The organism is Burkholderia sp. Bp8992 (assembly GCF_003853705.1).
Classification (GTDB): domain Bacteria; phylum Pseudomonadota; class Gammaproteobacteria; order Burkholderiales; family Burkholderiaceae; genus Burkholderia.
The window spans coordinates 62,389-88,609 of the sequence record NZ_QTQI01000029.1 but is presented as its reverse complement, the minus strand read 5'-3'; the positions used below and the strand labels follow the sequence as shown (position 1 = coordinate 88,609).

General features: G+C 66.4%; 23 protein-coding genes. 16 read left to right on the top strand and 7 right to left on the bottom strand.

Annotated elements, in window-relative coordinates:
- Positions 1-5 precede the first annotated feature (5 nt).
- Together DIE03_RS31755 and DIE03_RS31750 are read right to left on the bottom strand one after the other, a co-directional pair.
- Positions 6-947 (bottom strand): alpha-E domain-containing protein, encoded by a 942-nt coding sequence (locus DIE03_RS31755; RefSeq protein ID WP_124456141.1) that lies wholly within the window; start codon positions 945-947, stop codon positions 6-8.
- A gap of 64 nt (positions 948-1,011) precedes the next feature.
- A complete protein-coding gene (locus DIE03_RS31750; RefSeq protein ID WP_185658261.1) occupies positions 1,012-2,427 on the bottom strand; it encodes a circularly permuted type 2 ATP-grasp protein in 1,416 nt (471 codons plus the stop codon).
- A 584-nt stretch (positions 2,428-3,011) separates the two neighbouring features.
- On the opposite strand from DIE03_RS31750, the gene DIE03_RS31740 reads away from it, so the two are divergent.
- The 11 genes from DIE03_RS31740 (at position 3,012) to DIE03_RS31685 (ending at position 17,245) form a co-directional block, all read left to right on the top strand.
- The gene (locus tag DIE03_RS31740; protein ID WP_124456139.1) at positions 3,012-4,007 is read left to right on the top strand and encodes a LysR substrate-binding domain-containing protein; all 996 of its coding nucleotides are present in this window, start codon (positions 3,012-3,014) and stop codon (positions 4,005-4,007) included.
- A gap of 660 nt (positions 4,008-4,667) precedes the next feature.
- Positions 4,668-5,078: a hypothetical protein gene (locus tag DIE03_RS31730; protein WP_124456149.1), complete on the top strand. Its 411-nt coding sequence runs from the start codon at positions 4,668-4,670 to the stop codon at positions 5,076-5,078.
- A 63-nt stretch (positions 5,079-5,141) separates the two neighbouring features.
- On the top strand, positions 5,142-5,942 hold the full coding sequence (locus DIE03_RS31725) for a hypothetical protein (RefSeq protein WP_124456137.1): 801 nt from the start codon (positions 5,142-5,144) through the stop codon (positions 5,940-5,942).
- 124 nt (positions 5,943-6,066) lie between these two features.
- Positions 6,067-8,697 (top strand): poly-beta-1,6 N-acetyl-D-glucosamine export porin PgaA, encoded by a 2,631-nt coding sequence (gene pgaA / locus DIE03_RS31720; RefSeq protein WP_124456136.1) that lies wholly within the window; start codon positions 6,067-6,069, stop codon positions 8,695-8,697.
- A 15-nt stretch (positions 8,698-8,712) separates the two neighbouring features.
- Complete coding sequence (pgaB, locus tag DIE03_RS31715; protein ID WP_124456135.1) at positions 8,713-10,806, top strand: poly-beta-1,6-N-acetyl-D-glucosamine N-deacetylase PgaB; 2,094 nt, start codon at positions 8,713-8,715, stop codon at positions 10,804-10,806.
- Entirely contained in the window at positions 10,803-12,074 is a 1,272-nt protein-coding gene (gene pgaC / locus DIE03_RS31710) for a poly-beta-1,6-N-acetyl-D-glucosamine synthase (RefSeq protein WP_124456134.1), read from the top strand. The genes pgaB and pgaC overlap by 4 nt, the downstream gene beginning before the upstream one ends.
- A complete protein-coding gene (locus DIE03_RS31705; protein WP_124456133.1) occupies positions 12,052-12,540 on the top strand; it encodes a Biofilm PGA synthesis auxiliary protein PgaD in 489 nt (162 codons plus the stop codon). The genes pgaC and DIE03_RS31705 overlap by 23 nt, the downstream gene beginning before the upstream one ends.
- A 116-nt stretch (positions 12,541-12,656) precedes the next feature.
- Entirely contained in the window at positions 12,657-14,480 is a 1,824-nt protein-coding gene (glmS, locus tag DIE03_RS31700) for a glutamine--fructose-6-phosphate transaminase (isomerizing) (protein WP_124456132.1), read from the top strand.
- Positions 14,477-15,727, top strand: coding sequence for a hypothetical protein (locus DIE03_RS31695; RefSeq protein WP_124456131.1), 1,251 nt, complete (start codon positions 14,477-14,479; stop codon positions 15,725-15,727). The genes glmS and DIE03_RS31695 overlap by 4 nt, the downstream gene beginning before the upstream one ends.
- Before the next feature lie 168 nt (positions 15,728-15,895).
- Complete coding sequence (locus tag DIE03_RS31690; RefSeq protein WP_124456130.1) at positions 15,896-16,732, top strand: cytochrome c; 837 nt, start codon at positions 15,896-15,898, stop codon at positions 16,730-16,732.
- A 30-nt stretch (positions 16,733-16,762) separates the two neighbouring features.
- On the top strand, positions 16,763-17,245 hold the full coding sequence (locus DIE03_RS31685; protein WP_124456129.1) for a GNAT family N-acetyltransferase: 483 nt from the start codon (positions 16,763-16,765) through the stop codon (positions 17,243-17,245).
- Between the two features lie 85 nt (positions 17,246-17,330).
- Here the strand turns inward: DIE03_RS31685 and DIE03_RS31680 are convergent, their stop codons facing one another.
- Genes DIE03_RS31680 through DIE03_RS31670 form a run of 3 tightly spaced genes read right to left on the bottom strand, consistent with a single transcriptional unit; the run spans position 17,331 to position 20,291 of the window.
- A complete protein-coding gene (locus tag DIE03_RS31680; protein WP_124456128.1) occupies positions 17,331-18,581 on the bottom strand; it encodes a Zn-dependent hydrolase in 1,251 nt (416 codons plus the stop codon).
- The gene (locus DIE03_RS31675) at positions 18,574-19,098 is read right to left on the bottom strand and encodes an L-2-amino-thiazoline-4-carboxylic acid hydrolase (protein WP_124456127.1); all 525 of its coding nucleotides are present in this window, start codon (positions 19,096-19,098) and stop codon (positions 18,574-18,576) included. Before DIE03_RS31675 ends, DIE03_RS31680 begins: the two co-directional genes overlap by 8 nt.
- Before the next feature lie 26 nt (positions 19,099-19,124).
- On the bottom strand, positions 19,125-20,291 hold the full coding sequence (locus DIE03_RS31670) for a branched-chain amino acid ABC transporter substrate-binding protein (protein ID WP_124456126.1): 1,167 nt from the start codon (positions 20,289-20,291) through the stop codon (positions 19,125-19,127).
- Between the two features lie 178 nt (positions 20,292-20,469).
- On the opposite strand from DIE03_RS31670, the gene DIE03_RS31665 reads away from it, so the two are divergent.
- The 5 genes from DIE03_RS31665 to ahpF all read left to right on the top strand — a co-directional run bounded on the left by DIE03_RS31665 (position 20,470) and on the right by ahpF (position 24,628).
- Entirely contained in the window at positions 20,470-21,366 is an 897-nt protein-coding gene (locus DIE03_RS31665) for a LysR substrate-binding domain-containing protein (protein WP_059237086.1), read from the top strand.
- Positions 21,367-21,456: 90 nt separating this feature from the next.
- Positions 21,457-21,675, top strand: coding sequence for a hypothetical protein (locus DIE03_RS31660; RefSeq protein WP_021160898.1), 219 nt, complete (start codon positions 21,457-21,459; stop codon positions 21,673-21,675).
- Positions 21,669-22,034 (top strand): type II toxin-antitoxin system VapC family toxin, encoded by a 366-nt coding sequence (locus DIE03_RS31655; RefSeq protein ID WP_124456125.1) that lies wholly within the window; start codon positions 21,669-21,671, stop codon positions 22,032-22,034. The genes DIE03_RS31660 and DIE03_RS31655 overlap by 7 nt, the downstream gene beginning before the upstream one ends.
- Positions 22,035-22,348: 314 nt before the next feature.
- Positions 22,349-22,912: an alkyl hydroperoxide reductase subunit C gene (ahpC, locus tag DIE03_RS31650; protein WP_011547973.1), complete on the top strand. Its 564-nt coding sequence runs from the start codon at positions 22,349-22,351 to the stop codon at positions 22,910-22,912.
- A gap of 117 nt (positions 22,913-23,029) precedes the next feature.
- Entirely contained in the window at positions 23,030-24,628 is a 1,599-nt protein-coding gene (ahpF, locus tag DIE03_RS31645) for an alkyl hydroperoxide reductase subunit F (RefSeq protein WP_124456124.1), read from the top strand.
- 95 nt (positions 24,629-24,723) lie between these two features.
- Here the strand turns inward: ahpF and DIE03_RS31640 are convergent, their stop codons facing one another.
- Positions 24,724-25,506 carry an extensin gene (locus DIE03_RS31640; RefSeq protein WP_124456123.1) on the bottom strand — a complete coding sequence of 261 codons (783 nt, stop codon included), beginning with the start codon at positions 25,504-25,506 and terminating at the stop codon, positions 24,724-24,726.
- A 160-nt stretch (positions 25,507-25,666) separates the two neighbouring features.
- The gene (locus tag DIE03_RS31635) at positions 25,667-26,221 is read right to left on the bottom strand and encodes a carboxymuconolactone decarboxylase family protein (RefSeq protein WP_124456122.1); all 555 of its coding nucleotides are present in this window, start codon (positions 26,219-26,221) and stop codon (positions 25,667-25,669) included.

Genomic DNA, 26,221 nt, shown 5'->3' with positions numbered 1-26,221 from the left:
AGTTCTCAGTCGAAGTTGTAAGCCTGGGCGATTTCGAGCCCGAGGCTGTTGTTGCGGCCGATGAAGTCGGTCAGGAACTCGTGCAGGCCGCTCTTGAAGACCCGCTCGACCGAGGTATCGGACAGCATCTGCAGGATCTTCGTGGCCGTGTCGTGACACGGGTGTGTCACGCCGTAATCCTTCGCGAGCAGGTTCAGGCTCGACACGACGCGCCCGTAGCAATAGCGCAGCGAACGCGGCATGCGGCCGTTCAGGATCAGGTAATCGGCGATGTTCACCGGCTTGTACTGCACGTCGTACACCCAGCGGTACGAGCGGTGCGCGGCGACGCAGCGCAGGATCGTCTCCCACTGGTAGTTGTCGAGGATCGTGCCGACGTGCGACACCGACGGCAGCAGCAGGTGGTATTTCACGTCGATGATCCGCGCGGTGTTGTCGGCACGCTCGATGAATGCGCCGATCTGCGCGAAATCGAAGATCTCGTTGCGCAGCATCGTGCTGTAAAAGCTGCCGAGGATCAGTGCGGTTTCGCGCTTCACCTGGTCGAGCACGTTCGGCAACTCGCTCTCCGGCACCGGCTGCGCCAGCGCGCGACGCAGCGCAAGCCACGCGCCGTTCACGCTTTCCCACGCCTCGCGCGTCAGCGCCGTGCGCACCATCCGCGCGTTCGAGCGCGCGGCCTCGATGCACGACAGCACGCTCGACGGGTTATCGCGGTCGCGCAACAGGTAGTCGGTCACGGTATCGGCCGCATACGCGTCGTATTTCTGCCGGTAGCCTTCGTCCGTGCCCGAGCTGACGAGCACCGACGACCATTCGGCCGGCGCGTCGGACGTGCGCGTGAGCGCCATCCGCAGTCCGGCATCGACGATGCGCGCGATGTTCTCCGCGCGCTCGATATAGCGGTACATCCAGTAGAGGCCGCTTGCAGTACGTCCCAGAAGCATCTCGTGTCCACTCCGTCTTCGTTCGGTTGGCGCGCCGGTTCCGGCGCGCGCGGTCGCGTCCGGCTCAGTCGGCCAGCACCCAGGTGTCCTTGGTGCCGCCGCCCTGGCTCGAGTTGACGACGAGCGATCCCTCCTTCAGCGCGACGCGCGTGAGCCCACCCGGCGTGATGCGGATCCGGTCCGACACCAGCACGAACGGTCGCAGGTCGACGTGGCGCGGCGCGAGGCCGGCGTCGGTCAGGATCGGCGTCGTGGACAGCGCGAGCGTCGGTTGCGCGATGTAGTTCGCGGGGCGCGCGCGCAGCTTGGCGGAAAACGCCTCGAGCTCGGCCTTCGACGCGCACGGCCCGACCAGCATCCCGTAGCCGCCCGAGCCGTGCACTTCCTTCACGACCAGTTCGTCGAGATGCTCGAGCACGTACTTCAGGCTGTCGGCCTCGCCGCAGCGCCAGGTCGGCACGTTCTCCAGCAGCGCCTTGCGGCCCGTGTAGAACTCGACGATCTCCGGCATGTACGAGTAGATCGCCTTGTCGTCGGCGATGCCCGTGCCGGGCGCATTCGCGATCGTGATGTTGCCGGCGCGGTACACGTCCATGATGCCCGCCACGCCGAGCACCGAATCGGGGCGGAACGTGAGCGGATCGAGGAACGCATCGTCGACGCGGCGGTACAGCACGTCGATCGGCTGGAAGCCTTCGGTCGTGCGCATCGCGACGCGGCCGTCGACCACCTGCAGGTCGCTGCCCTCGACGAGGTGCACGCCCATCTGGTCGGCGAGGAACGAATGTTCGTAGTACGCGGAATTGTGGATGCCGGGCGTGAGCACCGCGACGGTCGGGTTGTCGGCGTTGCCACCTGGCGGGCACACGGCCGCGAGCGACTGGCGCAGCATCTGCGGATAGGTTTCGACCGGGCGCACCTTCACCTGCTGGAACAGCTCGGGGAAGAGCTGCATCATCGTCTCGCGGTTTTCCAGCATGTACGACACGCCGGACGGCGTACGCGCGTTGTCCTCCAGCACGTAGAACTCGTTCTCGCCGGTACGCACGATGTCGACGCCGATGATGTGCGTGTAAACGTTGCCGGGCGGCCGGAAGTCGATCATCTCCGGGATGAACGCTTCGTTGTGCGCGATCAGGTGCTTCGGCACGATGCCCGCGCGCACGATTTCCTGCCGGTGGTAGATGTCGTCGAGGAACGCATTGAGCGCCATCACGCGCTGCTCGATGCCGAGCGACAGCCGGCTCCATTCCGCGCCCGAGATGATGCGCGGGACGATGTCGAACGGAATCAGCCGCTCGGCGGCCTCTGCGTCGCCGTAGACGGCGAACGTGATGCCCGTCTTGCGGAACACGCCTTCCGCGTCGTAGGCTTTCTGGGCGAGGCTCGCGGGATTCTGCGTGTCGAGCCATTGCTTCAGGCGCGCGTAGGGCGCCCTTACCATGTCGCCGGATTGCAGCATTTCATCGAATGGCTTCATCGATCTTTTCTCCATCGATCGTTTTCCCCGGCATTGCGCATGCCGGACCGGCGTAATCAATGCTTTGCAAGGAACGTGCCTTGCACAATCTTCTCGATATCCCCCCGTTTTTGCGCCGCACCGGCACGCCCGCGCGGCATTGCGCACCACAGTGGTGCAACACCCGACGCGACGTGCGCCCGCATGCGCCGCGAGCGCGCACGGCCGATGCTGCGCCGCGTCTTTCAAACATAGTTCCCCCGCGTGTCACGAATGTGCAATCTGCACTGCACAAAAAAACGGCGCGTCCGGGCACTGGACCATCGCCATGAAGGCGGGCCGGCACGCACACGGCGCAACCGGCCCTGGGGGAAGTACCGTCCGCGGCGACCCGCCAGTTCGACGCTGTGAACTGTTCGGTTAGTCCGGTCCGGCCCCTCAACGCTATGCAGCCGTAATCCCGCCGACAACGCCCATGCATATTTCGACTGACACCGATCGAAAAAAAACATCGGCCCCCATGCGCGAGGCGCGGTACGCTACCAAACCGGTTCAGTGAAATGGCGCCGCCCCTCCGGCGCCGACAATAAACAGCGAAGATCGACATGGAAGCAAAGTGGCTGGAAGATTTCCTGAGCCTTGCGGATACCAAGAGCTTTTCCCGGGCCGCGCGTCATCGGCACCTCACGCAGTCGGCATTCAGCAGACGAATTGCCGCGCTCGAAACCTGGATGGATGCGAAGCTGGTCGACCGCAGCATCAACCCGATCACGCTGACGCCGGCCGGCCAGATGTTCCGCGGGCTCGCCGCGGACATCCTGCGCAGCATGTATGCGGCGCGTAATCTCGTGAACGGCTACGACCAGTTCGCGGCAAGCGACCAGGTCGTGCGTTTCGCCGTCGCGCATACGCTCGTCTTCACGCTGTTTCCCGAATGGCTCAAGCAGCTCAACGGCGAGGTCGGCCACGTGACCGCACGCGTGAACGCGGTGAACGTGCCGGAAGGCGTGCAGCAGCTCGTCGAAGGCGAATGCGACCTGCTGCTCGGCTATCACCATCCGCAACTGCCGATCGTGCTCGACCCGAACCACTTCCCGTTCGTCAGCCTCGGCGTCGAGCGGATCCTGCCCGTGTCGACACCCGACGCGCGCGGCAAGCCCGTGTTCCAGCTGCCGGGCACGCCCGACGCCCCGCTGCCGCTGCTCGCGTATTCGTCGGGCGCGTTCCTCGGCAACATCGTCGAGATGCTGCTGCTGAATGCGACCGAGCCGTATGTGCTGCACCGCTGCTTCGAGACGCACATGTCCGAGGCGTTGAAGGGCATGGTCGTGGCCGGGCACGGGATCGGCTGGCTGCCGGAGAGTTGCGTCGCGAAGGAGCTCGCGGACGGCACGCTCGTGTGCGCAGGCACCGGCGACTGGATCACCGAACTGGAAGTCCGCCTGTATCGCTCGGCGCGCAAGCGCGGGCTCGCGGCCGAGCAGCTGTGGGCCTACATCATGAACCGGCCGCGCGCGGCGGCCGAAGGGGCGGCCGGCGCCGAGCAGGCAGCCGCGCCGGCCATGCGCACCGCACGGCGAATCTCCGGCGGCAGCCGCTGACGTTTGCATTCGCGCCGTGCAGGTTCACGGCGCGAATCCCGTTTTCTCAATATCAATATTAAATACAGCAATCGGCAATCCCACCGAAGTCGGTGAAATCCCTGTGCCAACCCTTTATTCGATATCAGACGAAAACGCAAACGTTTGCGAATGACATCGTATTTTTTACTGCCAGTGCATTAAGTCCGAATATTCGACCTCATTTTTATGACGGAAATACCCTGTTACAGAACAAATCAAAAGTTTCTATTTGACTATGACGAACTAAAATAACAAAGACGTCATACTTTCTTTTCACTATGTGCGATCTGTATCCGGATCTCCGTCGATTCGCCATGAACACAGCTGCAAAAATTTCTTTTATCAGTCGTTATTTTTCGGCAGGAAAGTCGATACCTCCGACGTGATTCAATGCGTGCTCGATCATCGCTACCGGCGAGCAATAATCATATTCGGCAATATCGACTTTCTTCAGTGTTAAGTGAATCATGCGAATCCGTCGGAATCCTATTTAAATAAGATATTTCAACCCGTTCCATTCCGGCCACACGAGGTTGTTGGTTCAAAGACCATCGTGTATCAATAGCGTGTCGCAAAAAGAACGCTGGCAAATCTGATCCGGAATGAATGCATGTCATTGATTCCGGGCGGGAGATTGCAATGTCTTCCTCGTTTCGACAGCATGCTCGCCCTTTCCTGAGCGTTTTCATCTATGCGCTCTGCATGAACGCCATGGCCCAGGCCCCCGCGTCCGGTCCGGGTGCCGACCGCTACGTGATTTCGTATATCTGCGGCGACGCCCGGATCGACGGGAGCGCACCGCTTCCCCCCGACGGCCGGCCATACAACCTGGGCGTGTCGTTTGCTTCCGCGAGTACCGGGCAACCGCTGGCCAACGTGCAGGTACGCCTGAGACGGCACGGCCGCGTGCTCGTCGAATTCAACGCATCGGGGTCGCGCTGCCTGTTCAGCGTGCCGGATGCGAGCTACCGGGTCGAAGGGACCTATCAAGGCGCCACCCAGTTCGCGATCGTCGAAACGGGCACGCTCACCACGCAGTTGCGATGGTGAATGCCGTCCGACCCCGCCCCGATCGTGTCATTCACCGCAACGCATCGAATCGAGGAGTATTGAATGACTCGTGCAGAACGACCGGACGGCTCGCCCGCCCGTCAGCCGAAACCCTCCTGGGGTCCGGGAAAGAACGCGGCGCTCAGCGTTGTCGCGTTCGCCGCGATCTTCGGCCTCTTCGCATACGTCGAGCGGGACAGGACCGTCGGCCATGCGAGCGTCGCGCACGACATCTCCGGCGTGATCTCGTCCGCCGTCGGGAAATACCGCCAGGCGATCGTGGCCGCGACGTCCCGCGCAACCGGTGCGTCCGGCACGACGGCCGCCACCGCGCCTGCGCAGACGATTGCACGACCGACCACGTCACCTGCAGCCCCGCTGCCGGAGCCGGCCGCTTCGGCGCCGCACGAAGTGTCGACCGTGCCGCCCGTCACGCTCGCGGTCGATCCGGAAGCGGCACCGCGCGCAACGCCACGCGCCGCCACGAAACACCGGCCGCAGTCGCACGCGGCACCGGCGGCACTCGCGGCCAATTCGCATGCCGCGTCGGCCAACGGACGCGCCGCCGAACGGCGTAGCGCGACGCATCGCGCGCCGCGAACCGAAACGCTGGCGGGCACGAGAAAGCGCCTGGACTACACGCCGAAGCCGCGCTCGTACGGCAGCGACACGGCGCGCATGCAGACGGCAAGCGTCACGCACGCGGAACTGGAAAGCGCGCGTGCACTGGCAAAAGCGCGCTCGTGCGCGCAGATCGACGAGTGGGACTGTGTGGAGCAGAACGCGAGCCGAGCGCTCGCGATCGACCCGAAGAACAGCGAATCGCGCGCGCTGCTTGGGCAAGCGATCCGCAATCGCCTGTGAATCCGTCGAACGCCGCCGGGCCTCGCCGCCCGGCGGTGCGCGGCCGGCGACGCGTGTCGCCGGGCGTGCAACCGATGTGATCGTTTCAGAGTGAGATGTGATGGTTTCAAAATGAGGAGACATCGTGGCTAACAATCGTCAACAACAATGCACCACCGCCGCTCCGTCCAACCGACGGATCCTCCTGCATGCGCCGCTGGTATTGCTGCTCGTCGCGTCCAGCCCCTGCTTCTCCGCCGAAGGCGACGCGAAACCGGGCGGCGCGGGAGCCATCGCCGGGTCCGCACCGGATGCGCTTCCTCGCGGCCTGCACCCGACAGTGACATCGATAGAGATCGCACAGGATGCCGGCACGCTGCCTCCTCATGCAACGACGCCGATCGCGCGGGCTTCGGACGCGTCGCTGCAGATCGCGCAGGCGCCGAACCCGACCATGCCGACCACGGTCGTGGTGGACCCGGTCGTATCGCAGCCGGGCGATCCTGGGCCGGGCGCGGCCTCGCCGATGCTGCTTGCCCAGGCGTTCGACACCGCGCCTCCGACGCCGTCGGCATCACGCGCGTCCACGTCGAATGTCCCGCTGCAGCTTGCCCAGGCATCCGGCACCGCGCAGCCGAATGCGCCGGCACCGTCCGCGCCCGCGTCGGGCGCCCCGCCCACTCCGCCGACACAGACCGCGCAGGCATCCGGCACCCCGATGCCGAACTCGCCCGCGCCCGTCACCGCGTCCCCCGGCCCGCAACCGCCGTCGTCCCAGACGCCGAGCTCACAGACCCCCGGCGCCCAGCTCCCCGGCGAGGCGATCCAGCGATCCCAAGGGCCCGACGTCGAAGCGCCGAATGCGCAGGCGCCGAATCTCCGTACCGCCGATGTCGAGACGGTGCGTAATGACGTGTTCGGCCTCGCGGCGAGCGGCGGCGCGGTCAAGGCGCTCGACGAGGCGAAGGCGCGGCCCGATGCATTCTCCGCGGTCGACATCGCGCAGCTGGAAGAACTGTCGATTCGCCAGCAAGTGCGCGGCGGACGCGACAAGTCGCGTTCGATGACGAGTTCGGACCGCTTCGACGGAATCGACAACGCACTGCGCGCGGCGGACGACCTCGACAAGCGGATGCCTGCCACACCCGAGTACACGCCGGTGCGCACCGCACTCGCGGGCGACCGGGTCGTCGCGCTTGCGGCACGCGGCGACATGAAGCCGGCCGTCGCGACGTTCGAGACGATTCCGTCCAACGCGGAAATCTCGATCGATGCGCTGGCGGCGGTCGGCGACGCCTACCTGTACCTGAGCGAGCCGGGCAAGGCGAACGCCGTGTATGCGCGCGCGCTGAAGCAGGCCACCGCGTCGCCGACGGATCGCGCGACCCGCGGCTTCCAGTACGGCTCGCGCACGCGTCCGATCGAACTGCAGGAAGGACTGTTCTGGTCGTACGTCGACCAGGGACGTGCGCCGGAAGCGAAGCAGGTGCTCGACGAGATGGGCAAGTCGCTGCCGCCGGCCAAGGAAGTGACCAGCGTCGGCCCGGGAGAAGGCGACTATCTGCGCTACTACCGGCTGCGCGCTCAATACCTGATCTTCACGGGTCACGTGAACGAAGGGATCGCCGCGCTCGAACAGCTGGAACAACAGGTGCCGTTCAACGCGGAGGTCCGCGCCGCCCACGCCGACGCCGTGTCGGGGCAAGCGCATCCGCGCCAGGCGATCTCGATGTATCGCGCGTCGCTGACCGATCACCCGGACAGCGTCGAGATGCTCGCGGGCCTCGGCCGCGCGTCGCTCACGGCAGACGACTACGCGACCGCGAAGACCGTCGACCAGACCCTCGGCAACACGTTCCCCGACAGCGGCGCCGTGCGCGGCTTCAAGCGCGACTACAACGCATACCGCAGCCCGGTGTTCACGACCGACCTGAGCTTCGAGCACGGCAACAGCGCGCTGGCCGACAACAGCTTCACATCGGACAGCTATGTGTATTCGCCACCGTTCGGCGACAACTGGCGCGTGTTTTCGCACACGTTCTACGGCTTCGCGCAGACCGACGGCGGCCACGTCAGCCGCACGCGCACCGGCGTGGGCGGCGACTACCGGCGCGGCCCGCTCACCGTGCTGGGCGAAGTCACACGCTCGATCGGCGCGGACGGCCGAACCGGCGGTCGCGGGACGATCGCGTACGCGCTCAACGACTACTGGACGGTCAGCGCCGGGCTCGACACCAACGACAACTCGTTGCCGTGGAAGGCATACGCCGCGCACATCTGGGGCCGCTCCGCGAACGCGGAGGTCGTGTATCGCCAGAACGACCGCCGCGAGGTCAGGCTGAGCTACGGCGTCAGCCGCTACAGCGATTCGAACCTGCACCAGGAGATCACGGCGACCGCCACGCAGCGTGTGTACACGTCCGCGAAACAGCTCGTCAATGTCTCGCTGAATCTCGGCACGGACAGCAACACCCGCAAGGACGCACCCTACTTCAGCCCGGGCCGCGACTACGCAGCCGCGGCAACCGTCATGCACCAGCTGACGCTGTGGAAGAAGGGTGACATGAGCCTGCAGCAGCGCGTGTCCGCGTCGGGCGGCGTGTACAACGAGCGCGGCTTCGGCACCAGCCCGCTGTGGAGCGCACGCCTCGAGCATGCATGGACGTTCAAGCACGACATCACGCTGTCCTACGGCGTCGAAGTCAGCAGCCATGCGTACGACGGCCAGCGCGAGCGCTCCGAAACCGGCTTCCTGTCGCTCAACCTGCCGTTCTAGCAAGGAGATCGTGCAATGCAAACCAGACGGACCTTCATGTGCGGATGCTTTGGCACGTTTGCCGCCTGTTCGCTGTTCCCGGGCGTGACCAACGCCAAGATGATCGACCTGCTGCCGCCGTCCGATCCGGCCGACGGCAAGACGTTTCGCGTGATCTGCATGCACGACGTGCGCGACAACCTGATGGCGTCGTTTTCGTCGCGCTCGGCGCTGGTCGACGCGTTCGCGGTCGATACCGGCACGCTGACCGCGATCTTCTCGTGGCTGCAGACCAACAACTACCACACCATCACGGTCAAGCAGATCGAGGCGTCGCGGCACGGCGGCAAGCCGCTGCCGCCGCGCGCGGTGCTGCTCACGTTCGACGACGGTTTCCGCAGCCACTACACGAAGGTGCTGCCGCTGCTCGAGCGCTTCAAGTATCCGGCCGTGATGGGCCTCGTCACCGCGTGGATCGATACGCCACCGGATACGCCGATCCGCATCAGCGACAAGGTGCAGGTGCCGCGCGACTACTTCCTGTCGTGGGACGAGGTGAAGAAGCTCGGGCAGTCGGAATTCGTCGAGCTCGGCTGCCACACCCACAATCTCCATCATGGCGCGGTCGCGAATCCGCAAGGCAACGAATTGCCCGCGACCACGTCGCATCTCTACCTTCAGGATCAGAAGCGCTATGAAACCGACGCCGAATTCCACGCACGTGTGCACGACGACCTGCAGACCTGCGTGCGGCAGATCCGCGAACGTACGGGCATCGTCGCACGCTCGATGGTGTGGCCGTACGGCGCGGAAAACCAGCCCGTGCGCCAGATATCGACGTCGCTCGGCATGGACATCCAGTTCAGCCTCGATGCCGGCCCGAATACGCCGGACGTACCGCTGGACCGGCTGAGACGGATCCTGATGATGTACGACGTGGATATCGGCGGGTTCGAGCGCTCGATGCGCGAGCCGGCATCCAACCGCGGCGACGTCGACGTGCCGGAGCGCACCGTGCAGGTCGATCTCGACCAGGTCTACGATCCCGATCCGGCGCGGCAGGAAGCGAATCTCGGCAAGCTGATCGAGCGCATCTACCGGATGCAGCCGAAATCGGTGTACCTGCAGGCCTATGCGGACCCGAAAGGCACCGGCGTGGCCGAATCGGTGTACTTCCCGAACCGGCACCTGCCGATGCGCGCCGACCTGTTCTCGCGTGCCGCGTGGCAGCTCAATACGCGTGCCAACGTGCAGGTGTACGCGTGGATGCCGGTGCTCGCGTTCCGGCCGCCGGGCGACAAGCAGGGCGGGCTCGAGGCCGTCACCGCATACGGCGGCGCGCCGGCCCGCGAGAACGGTACGCGCGTGTTCCGGCTGAGCCCGTTCGATCCGGGTGCGCGGCTGATGATCCAGCAGATCTACGAGGATCTCAGCAAGCACGCGTCGTTCAGCGGCATCCTGTTCAGCGACGACGCCGTGCTCGACGACTACGAAGATGCGGGCCGGCACGCGCTGCAGACCTATTCGCAATGGGGGCTGCCGGCCGACGTCGGCAAGATCCGCGAGAACCCCGACCTGATGAAGCGCTGGACGCGCCAGAAGTCGCGCTACCTGATCGACCTGACGCGGCAGCTCCAGCAGATCGTGCTGGCGCACCAGAACGTCGGCGACGTGCTGACCGCGCGCAACATCTTCGCGCTGCCGGTACTCAAGCCCGAGTCGGAAGCGTGGTATGCGCAGAACTACGACGATTTCCTCGCAACCTACGACTACGTCGCGCTGATGGCGATGCCGTACATGGAGCAGGCGAAGGACCCCGAAGGCTGGCTGGACCAGCTCGTGAAGGCCGTGCGCACGAAGCAGCGCGGGCTGCAGCGCACCGTGTTCGAACTGCAGGCGTACGACTGGCACGGGCAAAAGGCGGTACCGGCCAGCACGCTGCTCGCGCAGATGCGCCGGCTGCGCAGCGAGGGCGCCGTGAACTTCGGCTACTACCCGGACAACTTCCTGAACGGCCAGCCGGAGCTCGATGCGATGCGCGACGTGATGTCGCTGAAGTCGCGCCTCGACCCGACGTCGATCAACGCGCTGATGCAGCTGCAGCAATCGCAGGGGGCGAAGACGCCATGAGCAACCACGGCATCATCCAGCGCCTGCAGGATTTCGTCTTCTACTACCCGTTCTTCATGTCGTATCTGTGGATGATCGGCGGCGTCGTGCACTACTTCCTGCTGGAAGAAGGCCGCGTGCTGTCGAATCGGACGATCGCGTCGAGCGGCATCCCGAAGATCTCGATCGTCGTGCCCTGCTTCAACGAAGCCGCGAACGCGCGCAGCGTGATCAGCCACCTGAACGAGATGCAGTATCCGAACTACGACATCATCGCGGTCAACGACGGCAGCAAGGACCGCACCGGCGAGATTCTCAACGCACTGGCTGTCGAGATCCCGCGGCTGCTCGTGATCCATCACGCGCGCAACGAAGGCAAGGCGGTCGGGCTGACGACCGCCGCGGCCGTGTCGAACGCGGAATACCTGCTCTGCATCGACGGCGACGCGCTGCTCGCGCACGACGCGATCGGCTGGATGCTCGAGCACTTCCTGACCGACCCGGGTGTCGGCGCGGTAACCGGCAACCCGCGGATCCGCACGCGCACGTCGCTGCTCGGCCGCATGCAGGTCGGCGAATTCTCGTCGATCGTCGGGCTGATCAAGCGTACGCAGCAGGTGTACGGCCGCATCTTCACGGTGTCCGGCGTGATCACGATGTTCCGCAAGACCGCGCTTGCCGACGTCGGCTACTGGAGCTCGGACATGCTGACCGAGGACATCGACATCAGCTGGAAGCTGCAGTGCCGCGACTGGCGCGTCGTGTACGAGCCGCATGCGCTGAGCTGGATCCTGATGCCCGAGACGCTGAAGGGGCTCTACCGGCAACGGCTGCGCTGGTCGAAAGGCGGCATCCAGGTGCTCATGAAATATGCGGGCACGCTGATGCGGCCGACGCAGATGATGATGTGGCCGCTGTTCGTCGAATACCTGATCGGCATCGCATGGGCCTATTCGATGTCGTTCATCCTGCTGCTCGCGCTGGTGGACGTCGTCTACCCGTTGCCGCCGAGCTGGCATGTATCGGTCGTGCCGCACTGGCACGGGATGCTGCTGGTCGCCACCTGCATCCTGCAGCTGATCATCGGCAGCATGATCGATCGTCAGTATGACGAAAAACTCCTGATGTATTTCCTGGACACCATCTGGTATCCCGTTGCTTTCTGGCTGATCAGCATGATCACTACCGTCGTCGCCCTGCCCGCCGTCGTGCTGCGGGGCCGCGGCAAGCGAGCCGTGTGGGTCAGCCCCGACCGAGGCATTCAACATGAAGAACGCGCCGATTCTTGACCTTTCCCTGCGCACGCCGCGCGAAATGATCGCCGAACGCGGCCGCATCGTCGGCTCCGTGCTGGTCGTCTGGTTCCGCCTCGTGCGGCCGGCGCTGGTCGGCGCCGTGTGGGCCTCGATCTGCATCTATACGTACCGCTACCTGCTGCCGTTCAACCAGGCCGAGATGCCGATCGAGCAGATCGTGTTCTACGTCACGAGCATCGCGCTGATCGCCGGCACGATCGTCATGTGGCTGATCGCGGGGCGCGTCATGCATCCGCTCGCCTACCGGTTGCGCGTGTCGAAGATGCTGCGGCGCTCGGCCAGCGTGAAGGTGCGCTCGGTGCCGACCACCGCACTGGCCGGCGCCCGCCGGCGCGGTGCGCGGCGCACGACGCGCATTCTCGTCGCGTCGCACGATGCGAACGGATCGATCTCGGGTATCGAATGGGTCGCGCATGCCGGGCCTCAGCCCCGCGAATAGATCGCCGGAGACGTGCCGCGCCGGGCGCGACGCATGCCGCGCGACGCGCACCGCTCCTGAAATCGTGCTGCCGCGCGCCGCGCGCCAGCCGCCAACCTACCGTAGAGAGGTGAATCATGTGCGGAATCGTCGGAGCAAGCGGCCTGAACAATCAGGTGCCGCAACTGGTCAATGCATTGAGCCGGCTCGAGTATCGCGGCTACGATTCATGCGGCATCGCCGTGCAGGACGACGGCCGCCTGCGCAGCGAACGCACGTTGCGGCGCGTGACGGACCTGCAGGCGCGCGTGCTGACGCTCGGCCTCGAAGCGCAGACCTGCATCGCACATACACGCTGGGCGACGCACGGCGCGCCGTCGGAAATGAATGCGCATCCGATCATGTCCGGCGACACGATCGCGGTCGTGCACAACGGGATCATCGAGAACCACGACGCGCTGCGCGTGGAGTTGCGCGAGCGCGGCTACACGTTTCGCGGCCAGACCGACACCGAGGTGATCGCGCACCTGATCCACAGCGTCTATCGCGACGACCTGTTCGACGCGGTCGTGCGCGCCGTCAAGCGGCTGCACGGCGCGTACGCGATCGCGGTGCTCAGCGCGCGCGAGCCGCAGCGCCTCGTCGCCGCGCGCGCGGGCTCGCCGCTCGTGATCGGCATCGGCGCCGAGCAGAACTACCTCGCGTCGGACTGCGCGGCGCTCGGCGACCTGACCGACCGCTTCGTCTACCTGGAAGACGGCGATGTCGCGCTGATCACGCCGGAGCGCATCGCCGTGGTCGACTCGGGCGGCCAGGAAGCCCAGCGCCCGCTGTGTCAGGTGAAGGCGCGCGAAGGCGACGCCGCGCTCGGCCCGTACCAGCACTTCATGCAGAAAGAGATCTTCGAGCAGCCGAAAGCAATCGACAGCACGCTCGACGGCATCGACACGATCTCGCCGGCGCTGTTCGACGCGACCGACGGCACCCGTGCCCTCCTGTCGAAAGTCAGGAGCGTGCTGCTGCTCGGCTGCGGCACCAGCTACTACGCGGGCCTGACCGCGAAATACTGGCTGGAAAGCATCGCCGGCATCCCCGCGCAGGTCGAGATCGCCAGCGAATTCCGCTACCGCGACACGGTGGCCGATCCGCGCACGCTCGTCGTCGGCATCTCGCAGTCGGGCGAGACGGCCGACACGATCGGCGCGATCGAGCAGGCACGCGCGATGGGCCAGGAACTGTCGATGGCGATCTGCAACGTCGCGACCAGCACGATCGCGCGCAACGCGCCGCTGCGGTTTCTCACGCGCGCCGGCATCGAGCTCGGCGTCGCGTCGACCAAGGCGTTCACGACGCAACTTGTCGCGCTGTTCGTGCTGACGCTCACGCTCGCGCAGCAGCGCGGCCGGCTCGACGCCGCGCAAGTAGCGATGCATTTGAAGCAGCTGCGCGCGCTGTCCGGCCGCATCAGCCACGCACTCGCGCTGGAAACGCAGATCATGGGCTGGGCCACGAAGTTCGCGCGCACCGAGAACGCGCTGTTCCTCGGGCGCGGCATCCATTTCCCGATCGCGCTGGAAGGCGCGCTGAAGCTCAAGGAAGTGTCGTACATCCACGCGGAAGGCTATGCGGCCGGCGAGCTGAAGCACGGTCCGCTCGCGCTCGTCACGAGCGCGATGCCGGTCGTCACGATCGCGCCGGACGACCGCCTGTTCCAGAAGCTGAAATCCAACATGGCCGAGGTGCGTGCGCGCGGCGGGCGGCTCTACGTGCTGGCCGGCAGCCAGCTCGAAATCGATGCCGACCGCGACACGCACCTGATCCGCGTGCGCGAATCGGGCGACCTGCTGTCGCCGATCGTCAACGTGATCCCGCTGCAACTGCTCGCATATCACGTCGGCTGTGCGCGCGGCGCCGACGTCGACAAGCCGCGCAACCTCGCGAAATCGGTGACGGTCGAATGACGCGGCGAATACGGCCGGCATTGGCGGCCGCGCTCTGCGGCGCGTGCTGCATCGGCGCGTTGCCGCTGTCCGCCCTCGCCGCCGCACCGGCCGTGCATACGGTAACCGTGCCGGCCTCGGCATCGTCGCAGGACAGCGGCGACCCGCGTCGCTTCATGCACGGCATCGGCGTGGCCGACGCCGGCAACGGCAAGCGCTGGGTGTTCTTCAGCAGCTCGGGCATCGTGCCGCGCGGCGCGCTGCGCAGCGGCAACTGGCCGCATGACGTGTACGTCGGCGAATGGCAGCCCGGCAATCCGCGCCTGCTGCATGTCCGCACGTTCATCAGCCGCCCCGAAGCACAGGAACCGGTGTCGATCGCGCAAAACGCGCGCGGCGACATCTTCGTCACGTTCGAGGACGGCTGGAACGCGCCGCAGGAAGTCAGCCAGCGCTACGGCGTCTACCGCCGCGACCTGAAGCCGATCAAGCCTTACCCGAACGAGGTCGAGGCGGGCGGCCATTCGGGGCACGTCGCGACGGTCGGCGAGCGCTACGTCGTGTTCTATTCGGCCGACTGGGTCGACGGCGGCGGCGTCGACAACCTCGGCACCGGCAACGGCGTGTACCTGAAGACCTACGACGCGGCCGGACGCGTGCTGAACCACGTCGCGGTCGCGCCGCACCGCCGCGAATGGTGGCCCGTGATCGCGGGCTCGCCGCGCACCGCGCTGCTCGTCTGGCAGAAATTCATCGAAGGCAGCACCGACGCGACGCTCGAATACGCAACGTTCGATCCCGTCACGGCGAAGCTGGATCTGCTCGGGACGCTGAACGGCAGGATCCGTTACTACGTGTACTCGTCGGCCTATGTGCCGGAGATCGACCGTTTCATCGTCGTCACGACGACGGCAGACGATCGCGGCGTCGCGATGCTGATCGCCCCGGACGGCCGCCGCACCGCGACGCTCGACTGCCTGCCCGCGTCGGTGCGCGAATCCGGCATCGGCGTCTCCGGCTCGCATGCGTACGTCCCGACCCGCGACGGGCGGCTGCTGACGCTGGCGCTCGGGGCCTCGGACATCTCGGTGAGCGGTGTGCAACGTTCGCCGATTCCGTGGGGCTCGACCGGTATCGCCGGGTTCCCGGCGCGCGGCACGGCGATGCATTTCGTGTCGCTGACGCCGGCGGGCACGCGCGAAGCCGATTTCGAAGCGGAGCGCGATACACCGTTGCCGAAAGGCGAAGCGCCTTGTTCGAGTCATTGACGACGGCCTGGCCATCGGCCACGTCGTGAACGCGGGCCGGCCTCGCCCCCTTTCCTCAGCCGAATTCGCCAGCGCCGCGCGTAGCGGATAGACTGTCGCCCGAGTCTTTCCCATCGACCGCGGCGCCTGCCTCCTGCTGCCGCCGGAACGCCCTTTCCTGGAGAACGAATGCTGAAGCGCCAGTGGTTTTCGCTCGTGCTGCTGACGGTGTGCCTGCTCGCACAACGTGCGTCGGCGCAGTCCTCGCTCGAACTCGACACCGACGGCACGGCCCGCGCGCTCACCCGGCAGACGCTGCTCGCGCGCCCCGATGCGGCGGACATCCACGTGCCGCGCGACATCGCGTACGGCCGGCCGATGACGTTCCGCGCGGTGCCGTTCGCCGCGCTGCTCGGCGACACGCCGCTGCCGGCCGACGGCGTGCTCGAAACGCGCGCGGCCGACGGCTTCGCCGCGCAACTGCCGATGGATCTCGTGCGCCGTCATGCACCGGCTCGCGCGGTGCCGTGGCTCGCGATCGAGGATCCGGCCCATCCGTGGCCGAAGCTGCCCGGCAAGCCCGTCAGCGCCGGGCCGTTCTACCTCGTGTGGCTCGGGCCGGACGCCGCATCGGTGCGCGGCGAGCAGTGGCCGTACCAGATCGTGCGTGTCACGATCGAATCGTCGCCGCTCGCGCGCTGGCCGTCGCTCGCCGTCGATGCCGCGTTGCCCGCCGACGCGCCGGCCCGCGCGGGCCAGCGCCTGTTCGTCACGCAGTGCCTCGCATGCCACCGCCTCGACGGCGCGGGCAGCAGCCACGCCGGCCCCGACCTGAACACGCCGATGAATCCGGTCGACTACTTCCAGCCGGCCGCGCTGCGCCGCTATATCCGCAATCCTGCGTCGGTACGCGACTGGCCGGGCCGCAGCATGCCGGCGTTTCCGCCCGACCAGCTGAGCGACCGCGAACTCGACCAGATCGTCGCGTATCTCGCGTATATGGCAACGCGCAAGGCCGGCAAGTAACGCGCCGCCAGGACCATCCAGGGAACGTTGATGACGTCACGCGACACCCGCTTCACCATCGCACCGATCGACGCCGTGCAGACGCACCCGCTCAGGGCGGCGATCCTGCTGAATGGCGACCTGAACGCGTGCGAACTGACCGGCGACCATGCGCCGACGACGCTGCACGTCGGCGTGCGCGACGGCCGGTCGAACATCGTGGCGGTCGCCTCGCTGTGCGAGGAGCCGCGCGACGACGATCCTGCCCGGCCGGCGTGGCGGCTGCGCGGGATGGCCGTCCATCCGACCGTGCGCGGCATGGGCTTCGGGAGAGAATTGGTGCAGGTTTGCGTACGGCACGCGGAAGCACGCGGCGCCGCGCTCGTATGGTGTACGGCACGCGAAGCGGCGTACCGGTTCTATGAAAAGCTCGGGTTCGCGGCCGACGGTGCGTTGGTGACGATGCCGGGTCGCACCGATACGGCGTTCTACGTGATGCGCCGATACATCGATCGACGTTCGCGGTCAGCCTGACGCAACGCGCGCACCAGCACCGCGCCGGACGGAGGCAGGCACGGCCCCCGGGCGAACACCTCCCGCCGGGCCGTGCGCATCGCGCTCAGGCCTCCTGCGCGCTCTGCAGCACCGCACGCAACAGCACGTCGGCGCCCGCCGCCGCCCATTCGGGCGTAATCGCTTCGGCCTCGTTGTGGCTCAGCCCGTCGACGCACGGCACGAAGATCATCCCGGTCGGCGCGACCCGCGCGACATAGCACGCGTCATGGCCCGCGCCGGACACGATATCCATGTGCGACAGCCCGAGCGCCCGGGCCGCGTCGCGTACCGTGTCGATGCAGCGCGGCGCGAACGGGACCGGCGCATACGTGAAGATCTGCTCGATCTGCGCACCGAGGCCGGATTCCTCCTCCACGCGCGCGAGCTCCGCGCGCAGCACCGCGTCCAGTTCGTCGAGCACCGCATCGTCGGGATGCCGGAACTCGACCGTGAAAAAGCAGCCGCCTGGCACCGTGTTGCGCGAATTCGGCCGCGCCTCGATCATCCCGACCGTTGCGCGCGCGTACGGCGCGTAACGACGGCCGAGCACCTCGACGAACGAGATCATCCGCGCGGCGCCGACCAGCGCATCGCGACGGACCTCCATCGGCGTCGTGCCCGCGTGCGCGTCGACGCCGGTCAGCGTCACTTCGTACCAGCGCTGCCCCTGCCCGGCCGTCACGACGCCGATCGTCTTGCCGGCCCGTTCCAGAATCGGGCCCTGCTCGATATGCAGTTCGTACGCCGCGTGCACCGGGTAGCCGCCGACGGGTTCGGCGCCCGCGTAGCCGATCCGCTCCAGTTCCTCGCCGATCGTCCTGCCCGCGCCATCGGTGCGCGACAGCCCGTATTCGAGCGTGTAGACGCCCGAGAACACGCCGGCCGACACCATCGCCGGCGCGAAACGGGAGCCTTCCTCGTTGGTCCAGATCACGACGTCGACCGGACGCTCGGTCTCGATGCCCGCGTCGTTCAGCGCGCGCACGACCTCCAGGCCGCCGAGCACGCCGTAGATACCGTCGTACCGGCCGCCGGTCGGCTGCGAATCGGCATGCGAGCCCGTCATCACCGGCGCGGCATCGCGGTTGCGGCCCGCGCGGCGCGCGAACACGTTGCCCATCCGGTCCACGCGCACCGTGCAGCCGGCGTCGCGCGCCCACTGCACGAACAGGTCGCGCGATTCGCGATCGAGATCGGTCAGCGCGAGGCGGCAGACGCCGCCCTTCGGCGTCGCGCCGATCTGCGCCATCCGCTCGAGCGATGCCCACAGGCGATCGCCGTCGATGCGCGGTGCGTTCACGGTGCCGTCACGCATCGCCGTTCTCCGGCGCGCGCTGCAATGCGTAGCGGAAATCGCAACGCTTGCCGCCCTGCATGATCGTGCTCGTGCGCGTGAGCGCGACGTCCGGCGCGTAGCCCTGGATGAAATAGCTGTCGCGCGCGCAGCTCAGCAGGTGCCCGATCTCGCCGAGCCCCATCGCGTGATACATCTCCGCATAGCTGCAGCGATGCACGTCGTAGTCGTAGTGCGCATCGTCCGCGCGCCGCACCTCGACGTCGAGCGCATCGTCCTTCTCCCACAGCACCTGCAGCGCGATGAACGACTTCACGCTCGTGCCGCCAGGCTCCTGCGCCGCGAACGTGCGGCCCGCGTCGACGGCCGCGCCGCGCACGGCTTCCGCGATCACGGCCTGCGCGCGCTCGGTGCCGAACTCGCGCTTCATGATCTCGTAGATCGGCTTGATGATTTCCGCTTCGATGCGGCGCCGCGCGAGGATCCCGAGGCGCGTGTCCTCGGGTGCGGCGGCGGATGTCCGGGTTGTTTCGGTCATGGGGATCGTCTTGATTGTCGGGTTGCTTACTTGGCCGCGGTGCGCGCGCCGCCGAGCACGTCGACGACGGTCCACTTGCCGCCGCGCACCTGGTAGATCGTGAAGGCCGGGTCCTTCAGGTTGCCTTCGCCGTCGAACGCGATACGCCCCGTCACGCCCGGCCGGTCGATCGCGCGCACCGCCGCGACGAGCTTCGCCGGCTGCGTCGTGCCGGCCTTCTGCGCGGCCGCGATCAGCGTGGCGGCCGCGTCGTACGCGAACGGCGCATGCAGTTCGATCGGAGCACGGAAGCGCGCCTGGTATTGCGTGTCGAACGCCTTGCCGCCCGGCATCCGGTCGAGCGACAGGCCCGGTTCGAGCGCCGTCACGCCGTCGCCGTCCTTGCCCGCGAGCGACAGGAAGGTCTGGCTCACGAAACCGCCCGCGCCGAGCAGCGGCGCGTTCACGCCGAGCTGGCGCATCCGGCGGGAGATCGGCGCAGCCTGTGCATCGAGGCCGCCGAAGAACACGAGATCCGCGCGCTTGCCCTTGATCGCGGTCAGCACGCCGCTGAAGTCGGTCGTCTTGTCGTTCACGTACTGGCGATCGACGATCGCGCCGCCGTTCGCCTGCACGCCCTTGATGAACTGGTCGGCCAGCCCCGCGCCGAACGACGTGCGATCGTCGATCACCGCGATGCGCTTCGCCTTCAGCGTCTTCACCGCGTACGCGCCGGTGAAATTGCCGCCCGCATCGTCGTGACCCATGATGCGAAACGCCGTCGCGTAACCCTGCTGCGTGTATTGATGGCCGGTGGAGGCCGGCGCGATCTGCGGGATGCCGGCATCGCGGTACACGCGCGACGCTGGCACGCTGCAGCCCGTGTTCCAGTGACCGACGACACCGATCACGTGCTGGTCGACGAGTTGCTGCGCGACCGCGACAGCCGTGCGCGGATCGGACTGGTCGTCGGCCGCGACGAGCTTGTAGGCGACCGGCTTGCCGCCGATGGTCGGATGCTTCGCGTTCGCGTCGTCGATCGCGAGTTGCGCGCCGTTCTGCAGATCCTTGCCGATCCGCGCGGACGGGCCGGTGAGCGGCGCGGCGAGACCGATCAGGATCGTCTGCGGCGCGGATTGCGCGAACGCGGGAACGGAGGCGACCAGGGCGGCGGCCGAGAATGCGAGGCTGGCGTGGAGGAAGGCGATTTTCATGTGCGAGAGATCGGTGAATCGGATTCAAACATGAAAAATATTAAATATTCAGCACCCAAACCCCAAATACCCAATTGTTGGATGCTTATGCCGTTCTCGACACATTAACGCACAACCCTGTAAACAAAGCATATTTTGATGTTGTCGCTTACCCTGACTTTTCTATAAAATTCGATACATGAAAAATATCGAACAATTGCCGCACGATCCGCCGCTGCGCGCGGTGCGTGCATTCGAAGCGTTCGCGCGTCTCGGGTCGGTCACCGCGGCGGCGGGCGAACTCGACATCACGCCGTCGGCGGTCAGCCATCAGCTGCAACTGCTCGAAGCGTTCATCCAGACGCCGCTGACGGTACGCGAGGGCCGGCTGCTCGCGCTCACCGACGAAGGGCGCGACTACTACCGCTCGATCAGCGCGGCGTTCTCGGTGCTGCGCAGCGCGACGCGCTTCGTGCGCGATCGCTCGTCGCTGCGGCAGATCACCGTCAGCCTGATCCCGTTGCTCGGCATCGGCTGGTTCATTCCGCGGCTCCACGCGTTCCTCGCCGACAACACGGACGTCGACGTCACGGTGCTGTACGCGCATCACCGCAACTATCGGAGCGATGCGTCGGACCTGTCGATCCGCTTCGGCACCGGCGACTGGCCGGGCTACCGCTGCGAGCGGCTGCTGCCGGGCGCGATGGTGCCGATGTGCAGTCCGTCGTTCCTGAAGCGCCACGGGCCGTTCCGCACGCCGGCCGACCTCGCGCGGGCGCCGCTCGTGCACGACGAGGACCGCAGCACATGGGTCAACTGGCTGCAGGGCGCGGGCGTGCGGCACGTGTCGCACGCGGTGGGGCCGATGTTCGAGGATGGCCAGCTCACACTGAGCGCCGCGCGCGCGGATCTCGGCGCGGCGCTGCTGCGCGCGCCGCTGGTCGAGCGCGAGCTGGCGAACGGCGAACTGGTGAAGCTCTTCGATCATGCGCTCGACGACGGGCGCGATTACTATCTGTGCACGCGCGAGGACGCGGACATGCCGGACGGCGCGCGGCGGCTCGCGGCGTGGTTGCGGAAGATGGCGGGGATTTGAACGCGGTGCGCGGCGCCGATTAGCTTGCTACCGCCTTGCGGGCAGATGATCAGGTATATATGATATGCATATCATATATCGGAGGCTATCATGAGCCGAATTCTGGTCGATCTGTCGGACGGCCAACTCGACGAGTTGGCCGTCATCGTTGAGACTCAACACCGTCCTCGCGCCGCAATCATCCGCGACGCGATCGATGCCTATATTGCCCTGCACAAGCACCGGCTCGCCGACGACGTCTTCGGTCTCTGGAAAGATCGCAAGGTCGACGGGCTCACCTATCAGGAAGAACTGCGCTCGGAATGGTAAAAGCTCTCTTCGACACCAACATCCTGATCGACTATCTGGGCGGTGTGGAATCCGCTCGTGCGGAACTGGGCCGCTACGACTATCGGGCGATCAGTACGATCTCGTGGATGGAGGTCCTGGTTGGCACGTCCGCACAGGACGAGGCACCCATCCGCGCGTGGCTCTCGTCGTTCGATGTCATCGCACTCGACAGCTCGGTTGCGAATCGCGCCGTGACAATCCGCAAGGAACGGCGCATACGCCTACCCGATGCAATCGTCTGGGCATCGGCACAAGTGAACGGTCTGCTGCTCGTGTCGCGCAACACGAAGGACTTCCCTGCCACCGAACCCGGCGTTCGCGTGCCCTACAAGCTCTGAGTCAGCTCTAAGTCCGAGCCGTTGTATGCGGCGGAACTCGGCCCTCCCGCAGCACCTGATACGAACGCGCGAGACGACCATCCTGCGCACGCAATGTGCCAGCTATTCGCGCCGGCACATCACGCCAAACTGCCCCGCTCTCACCCGCATTCATCGGCTACCCAATCAACGCCTCCCAAGCCCCACCCAATCAAGGGCCGGAAGCAGATAGAAAATCCTGATGCCCCGGATTGAAACAAGCAATTTCCCAAATTCAGGGTGAACCCGGATACTGACAACACTCCACTCACCACTGAAGACAAGGAATTCTCCAGATGCCGATCATCAACACCCAAATCAAGCCGTTCAAGGCAACCGCTTACCACAACGGCGAATTCGTGCCCGTCTCGGAAGAGAACTTCAAGGGCAAGTGGTCCGTCGTCGTGTTCTACCCGGCCGACTTCACGTTCGTCTGCCCGACCGAGCTGGGCGACCTCGCCGACCGTTACGCGGAATTCCAGAAGCTGGGTGTCGAAATCTACGGCGTGTCGACCGACACGCACTTCACGCACAAGGCATGGCACGACACGTCGGACACGATCGCCAAGATCAAGTACCCGCTGGTCGGCGACCCGACGCTCACGCTGTCGCGCAACTTCGACGTGCTGATCGAGGAAGAAGGGATGGCCCTGCGCGGCACGTTCGTGATCAACCCGGAAGGCGAGATCAAGCTGTGCGAAATCCACGACAACGGCATAGGCCGCGACGCTGGCGAACTGCTGCGCAAGGTGCAGGCTGCGCAATACATTGCGGCACACCCGGGTGAAGTGTGCCCGGCCAAGTGGACGCCGGGTGCGGAAACTCTTACCCCGTCGCTCGACCTGATCGGCAAGATCTGACGATCGCGCCGCGCGCCTCGCACGAGGCGCGCGACGGCGGGCCGCTGCAGCGCGGCCCGCACCCTCCTCCGGCACGACGTGCCCGACCAGCATAATCAATACGGAATCCGAAACGCCATGCTCGACGCCAATCTCAAGAACCAACTCAAAGCGTACCTCGAAAAAATCACGCGCCCGATCGAACTCGTCGCCTCGCTCGACGACAGCGCGAAATCGCAGGAACTGCTGGCGCTGCTGAACGAGATTGCGTCGCTGACGGATCGCGTGACCGTGACCGAACGCCGCGACGACGCCGAGCGCAAGCCGTCATTCTCGATCGGCGAGCCCGGCAAGCCGGCCGGCATCCGCTTCGCCGGCATCCCGATGGGCCATGAATTCACGTCGCTCGTGCTCGCATTGCTGCAGACGGGCGGCCACCCGATCAAGCTCGACGACGACGTGATCGAACAGATCCGCGCGCTCGACGGCGACTACGCGTTCGAGACGTTCTTCTCGCTGTCGTGCCAGAACTGCCCGGAAGTCGTGCAGGCGCTGAACGTGATGTCGCTGATCAACCCGCGCATCCGCCACGTCGCGATCGACGGCGCGCTGTTCCAGGATGAAGTCGAGTCGCGCCAGATCATGGCCGTGCCGACGATGTTCCTGAACGGCGCCTCGTTCGGCCAGGGCCGCAGCAGCGTGAAGGAAATCCTCGCGAAGCTCGACACGGGCGCCGGCGAACGCGCGGCGAAATCGCTCGAAAACAAGCCGGTGTTCGACACGCTGATCGTCGGCGGCGGCCCGGCAGGCGCGGCAGCCGCCATCTACTCGGCCCGCAAGGGCATCGCGACGGGCGTCGTCGCCGAGCGTTTCGGCGGCCAGGTGCTCGACACGATGGCAATCGAGAACTTCGTCTCGGTGCAGGAAACCGAAGGGCCGAAGTTCGCGACGGCACTCGAGCAGCACGTGAAGCAGTACGACGTCGACATCATGGACGTGCAGCGCGCCGATGCGCTGATTCCGGGCGACGTGCACCAGATCCGCCTCGCAAACGGCGCGGTGCTGAAGGCGAAGACGATCGTGCTCGCGACCGGCGCGCGCTGGCGCGAAATCAACGTGCCGGGCGAGCGCGAATACCGCAACCGCGGGGTCGCGTACTGCCCGCACTGCGACGGCCCGCTGTTCAAGGGCAAGCGGGTGGCGGTGGTCGGCGGCGGCAACTCGGGCGTCGAGGCCGCGATCGACCTCGCCGGCATCGTGAAGGCCGTCACGCTGATCGAATACGGCGCGCAGCTGCGCGCGGACGAAGTGCTGCAGCGCAAGCTGCGCAGCCTGCCGAACGTGACGATCGTGACGCAGGCGCAGACGACCGAGCTGACCGGCGACGGCAGCAAGCTGAACGGGCTCGTCTACAAGGATCTGCGCTCGGGCGACACGCAGCGCATCGACCTCGAAGGCGTGTTCGTGCAGATCGGGCTCGTGCCGAACACCGAATGGTTGAAAGGCACGATCGAACTGTCGAAGCACGGCGAGATCGTCGTCGATGCGCGCGGCGCGACGTCGGTGCCGGGCGTGTTTGCCGCCGGCGACGTGACGACGGTGCCGTTCAAGCAGATCGTGATCGCCGTGGGTGAAGGCGCGAAGGCATCGCTCGGCGCGTTCGACCACCTGATCCGTCAGGACGTGGCGCCGGTCGCCGCGGCGCAACCGCAGGCCGAAGAAGCGGTTGCCGCATAACGGACGTCAGCCCGCAGACATCAAAGTTTGTCTCTCTTGGCCCCGCATGCTTTGGTCGGCATGCGGGGCCCTTTTTATGCCGAAGGCGTGCGCGGTTACTTGGTCGCGCTCGGGCCGCCGTCCGCCGGCGCGGGCGCCGTCGACTTGAAACTGCTCGACTGCCTGACCAGTTGCTCGGTCATCGCGGCCGCCACCGGATTCGCGCCGGACGACGAACCGCCCTGCCGATACGAACCGGTGCTCGTCGGCATCGACGACACCGATGACATCGACGGGGGCGGCAACGACGGATCGAGCTTCGCCGATTCCCTGACGAGCGCGGCCGTCTCCGGCGTTTCGGATTTCGTCGCAGTCGGCGGCGCGGCGGCTGCGTGGCGTTCGAGGCCATCGCGCTTGCGCGGCGCCCGTTGCGTGACCTGCGCGGGCGCAGTCGATTGAGCGGATTTGGCAGCCGGTGCCGGAGCGGGCGCTGGTGGGGTCGAATCCTGCGCCTCCACCGTCACGACGTTGACCTTCGGCGGCGGCGCGGCCGGCTTCGTCACCGGTTGCGGCTTGTCGCTGACGACCGGAACCGGCGCAGGCGCGGCGTCGACGCGCGCGGTTGCGGCCGGCGCGGGCGTGGGTGCGGTTGGTGCGGGAGGCGGCGCGGCAGCCGCCTGCTTCGGCGCCGTCGCGGCGGCCGGTGCCGGCGGCGCGATTGCGCCCTGCACCGCGTGATCGTTGCTCGCGGGCGCCGCGGCAACCGGTGCGGCCGAATCGCCGATACCGGCGTCTTCGATCGCACGGTGGTCCGCGCGCAGAAGCATCACGTAGGCAGTGCCGGCCGCGGCTACCAGGAGCCCGCCGGCAATCATCATGGTTTTACGGGTACTCGTCATGCTTGCTCACCGACCTATCGATGTGAACAAGCCATCATACGCGGCCAATGCGCGTTGATCTCGTACGAATACATTTGGTTGCATTGCTGACGGCAACACGTCGGCGGGCATTCGTCGGACGGTTCGCCACCCCGGTTCCGGCACGATCAACGCACAATCGTCACTCCGGAAACGGCAAATCAGTTTGTCCGTCCGCACGCATGCCGAACGTGTTCAGCGTCATCGCGACGAGCGCGTAATAGCCGAGCAGCGCAACGAGGTTCACGACGGTCTCGTGGCCGAAGCGTGCCTGCGCACGCGCGAACGTCGCATCGCTCACGCGGCGCGTGTCGTACAACTCGCTCGCGAACGCATGGATCAGCGCATCGTCGTCCGATTCGAATGCGGGCGCGACGCCGAGCCGGATCGCGTCGGCCGTCGCGGCCGGCACGCCTGCGTCGAGCGCGATCGGATGATGGATGTGCCACTCGGCCTGTGAGCGCCAGCGCGCGGCCGTCACGAGGATCGCGAGCTCCGACAGCCGCAGCGGCAGGCCCGTGCGATAGCGGCAGAACGCGCCGAGCTTCTGCGCGTGCTGGGCCAGCTCGGGGCTCGCGATCCAGCCGAGAAACGGCCCGTTCAGGTTGCCGCGCGGGCCGCTGAGGATGTCGGCCAGCACGGCCTTCTGTTCATCGGTGGCCGATGCGGGATCGAACGGTGGCAGTCTGTTTGTCAT

What these genes read in the sequence shown, in the direction of transcription:
- DIE03_RS31705 (WP_124456133.1), top strand. Translation starts at nt 12,052, where the DNA reads ATGAAGAACGCGCCGATTCTTGACCTTTCCCTGCGCACGCCGCGCGAA.
- pgaC (WP_124456134.1), top strand. Translation starts at nt 10,803, where the DNA reads ATGAGCAACCACGGCATCATCCAGCGCCTGCAGGATTTCGTCTTCTAC.
- ahpF (WP_124456124.1), top strand. Translation starts at nt 23,030, where the DNA reads ATGCTCGACGCCAATCTCAAGAACCAACTCAAAGCGTACCTCGAAAAA.
- DIE03_RS31660 (WP_021160898.1), top strand. Translation starts at nt 21,457, where the DNA reads ATGAGCCGAATTCTGGTCGATCTGTCGGACGGCCAACTCGACGAGTTG.
- DIE03_RS31665 (WP_059237086.1), top strand. Translation starts at nt 20,470, where the DNA reads ATGAAAAATATCGAACAATTGCCGCACGATCCGCCGCTGCGCGCGGTG.
- DIE03_RS31680 (WP_124456128.1), bottom strand. Translation starts at nt 18,581, where the DNA reads ATGCGTGACGGCACCGTGAACGCACCGCGCATCGACGGCGATCGCCTG.
- DIE03_RS31690 (WP_124456130.1), top strand. Translation starts at nt 15,896, where the DNA reads ATGCTGAAGCGCCAGTGGTTTTCGCTCGTGCTGCTGACGGTGTGCCTG.
- DIE03_RS31675 (WP_124456127.1), bottom strand. Translation starts at nt 19,098, where the DNA reads ATGACCGAAACAACCCGGACATCCGCCGCCGCACCCGAGGACACGCGC.
- DIE03_RS31635 (WP_124456122.1), bottom strand. Translation starts at nt 26,221, where the DNA reads ATGACAAACAGACTGCCACCGTTCGATCCCGCATCGGCCACCGATGAA.
- DIE03_RS31755 (WP_124456141.1), bottom strand. Translation starts at nt 947, where the DNA reads ATGCTTCTGGGACGTACTGCAAGCGGCCTCTACTGGATGTACCGCTAT.
- DIE03_RS31750 (WP_185658261.1), bottom strand. Translation starts at nt 2,427, where the DNA reads ATGAAGCCATTCGATGAAATGCTGCAATCCGGCGACATGGTAAGGGCG.
- pgaB (WP_124456135.1), top strand. Translation starts at nt 8,713, where the DNA reads ATGCAAACCAGACGGACCTTCATGTGCGGATGCTTTGGCACGTTTGCC.
- DIE03_RS31730 (WP_124456149.1), top strand. Translation starts at nt 4,668, where the DNA reads ATGTCTTCCTCGTTTCGACAGCATGCTCGCCCTTTCCTGAGCGTTTTC.
- DIE03_RS31695 (WP_124456131.1), top strand. Translation starts at nt 14,477, where the DNA reads ATGACGCGGCGAATACGGCCGGCATTGGCGGCCGCGCTCTGCGGCGCG.
- glmS (WP_124456132.1), top strand. Translation starts at nt 12,657, where the DNA reads ATGTGCGGAATCGTCGGAGCAAGCGGCCTGAACAATCAGGTGCCGCAA.
- DIE03_RS31655 (WP_124456125.1), top strand. Translation starts at nt 21,669, where the DNA reads ATGGTAAAAGCTCTCTTCGACACCAACATCCTGATCGACTATCTGGGC.
- ahpC (WP_011547973.1), top strand. Translation starts at nt 22,349, where the DNA reads ATGCCGATCATCAACACCCAAATCAAGCCGTTCAAGGCAACCGCTTAC.
- DIE03_RS31640 (WP_124456123.1), bottom strand. Translation starts at nt 25,506, where the DNA reads ATGACGAGTACCCGTAAAACCATGATGATTGCCGGCGGGCTCCTGGTA.
- DIE03_RS31685 (WP_124456129.1), top strand. Translation starts at nt 16,763, where the DNA reads ATGACGTCACGCGACACCCGCTTCACCATCGCACCGATCGACGCCGTG.
- DIE03_RS31740 (WP_124456139.1), top strand. Translation starts at nt 3,012, where the DNA reads ATGGAAGCAAAGTGGCTGGAAGATTTCCTGAGCCTTGCGGATACCAAG.
- DIE03_RS31725 (WP_124456137.1), top strand. Translation starts at nt 5,142, where the DNA reads ATGACTCGTGCAGAACGACCGGACGGCTCGCCCGCCCGTCAGCCGAAA.
- DIE03_RS31670 (WP_124456126.1), bottom strand. Translation starts at nt 20,291, where the DNA reads ATGAAAATCGCCTTCCTCCACGCCAGCCTCGCATTCTCGGCCGCCGCC.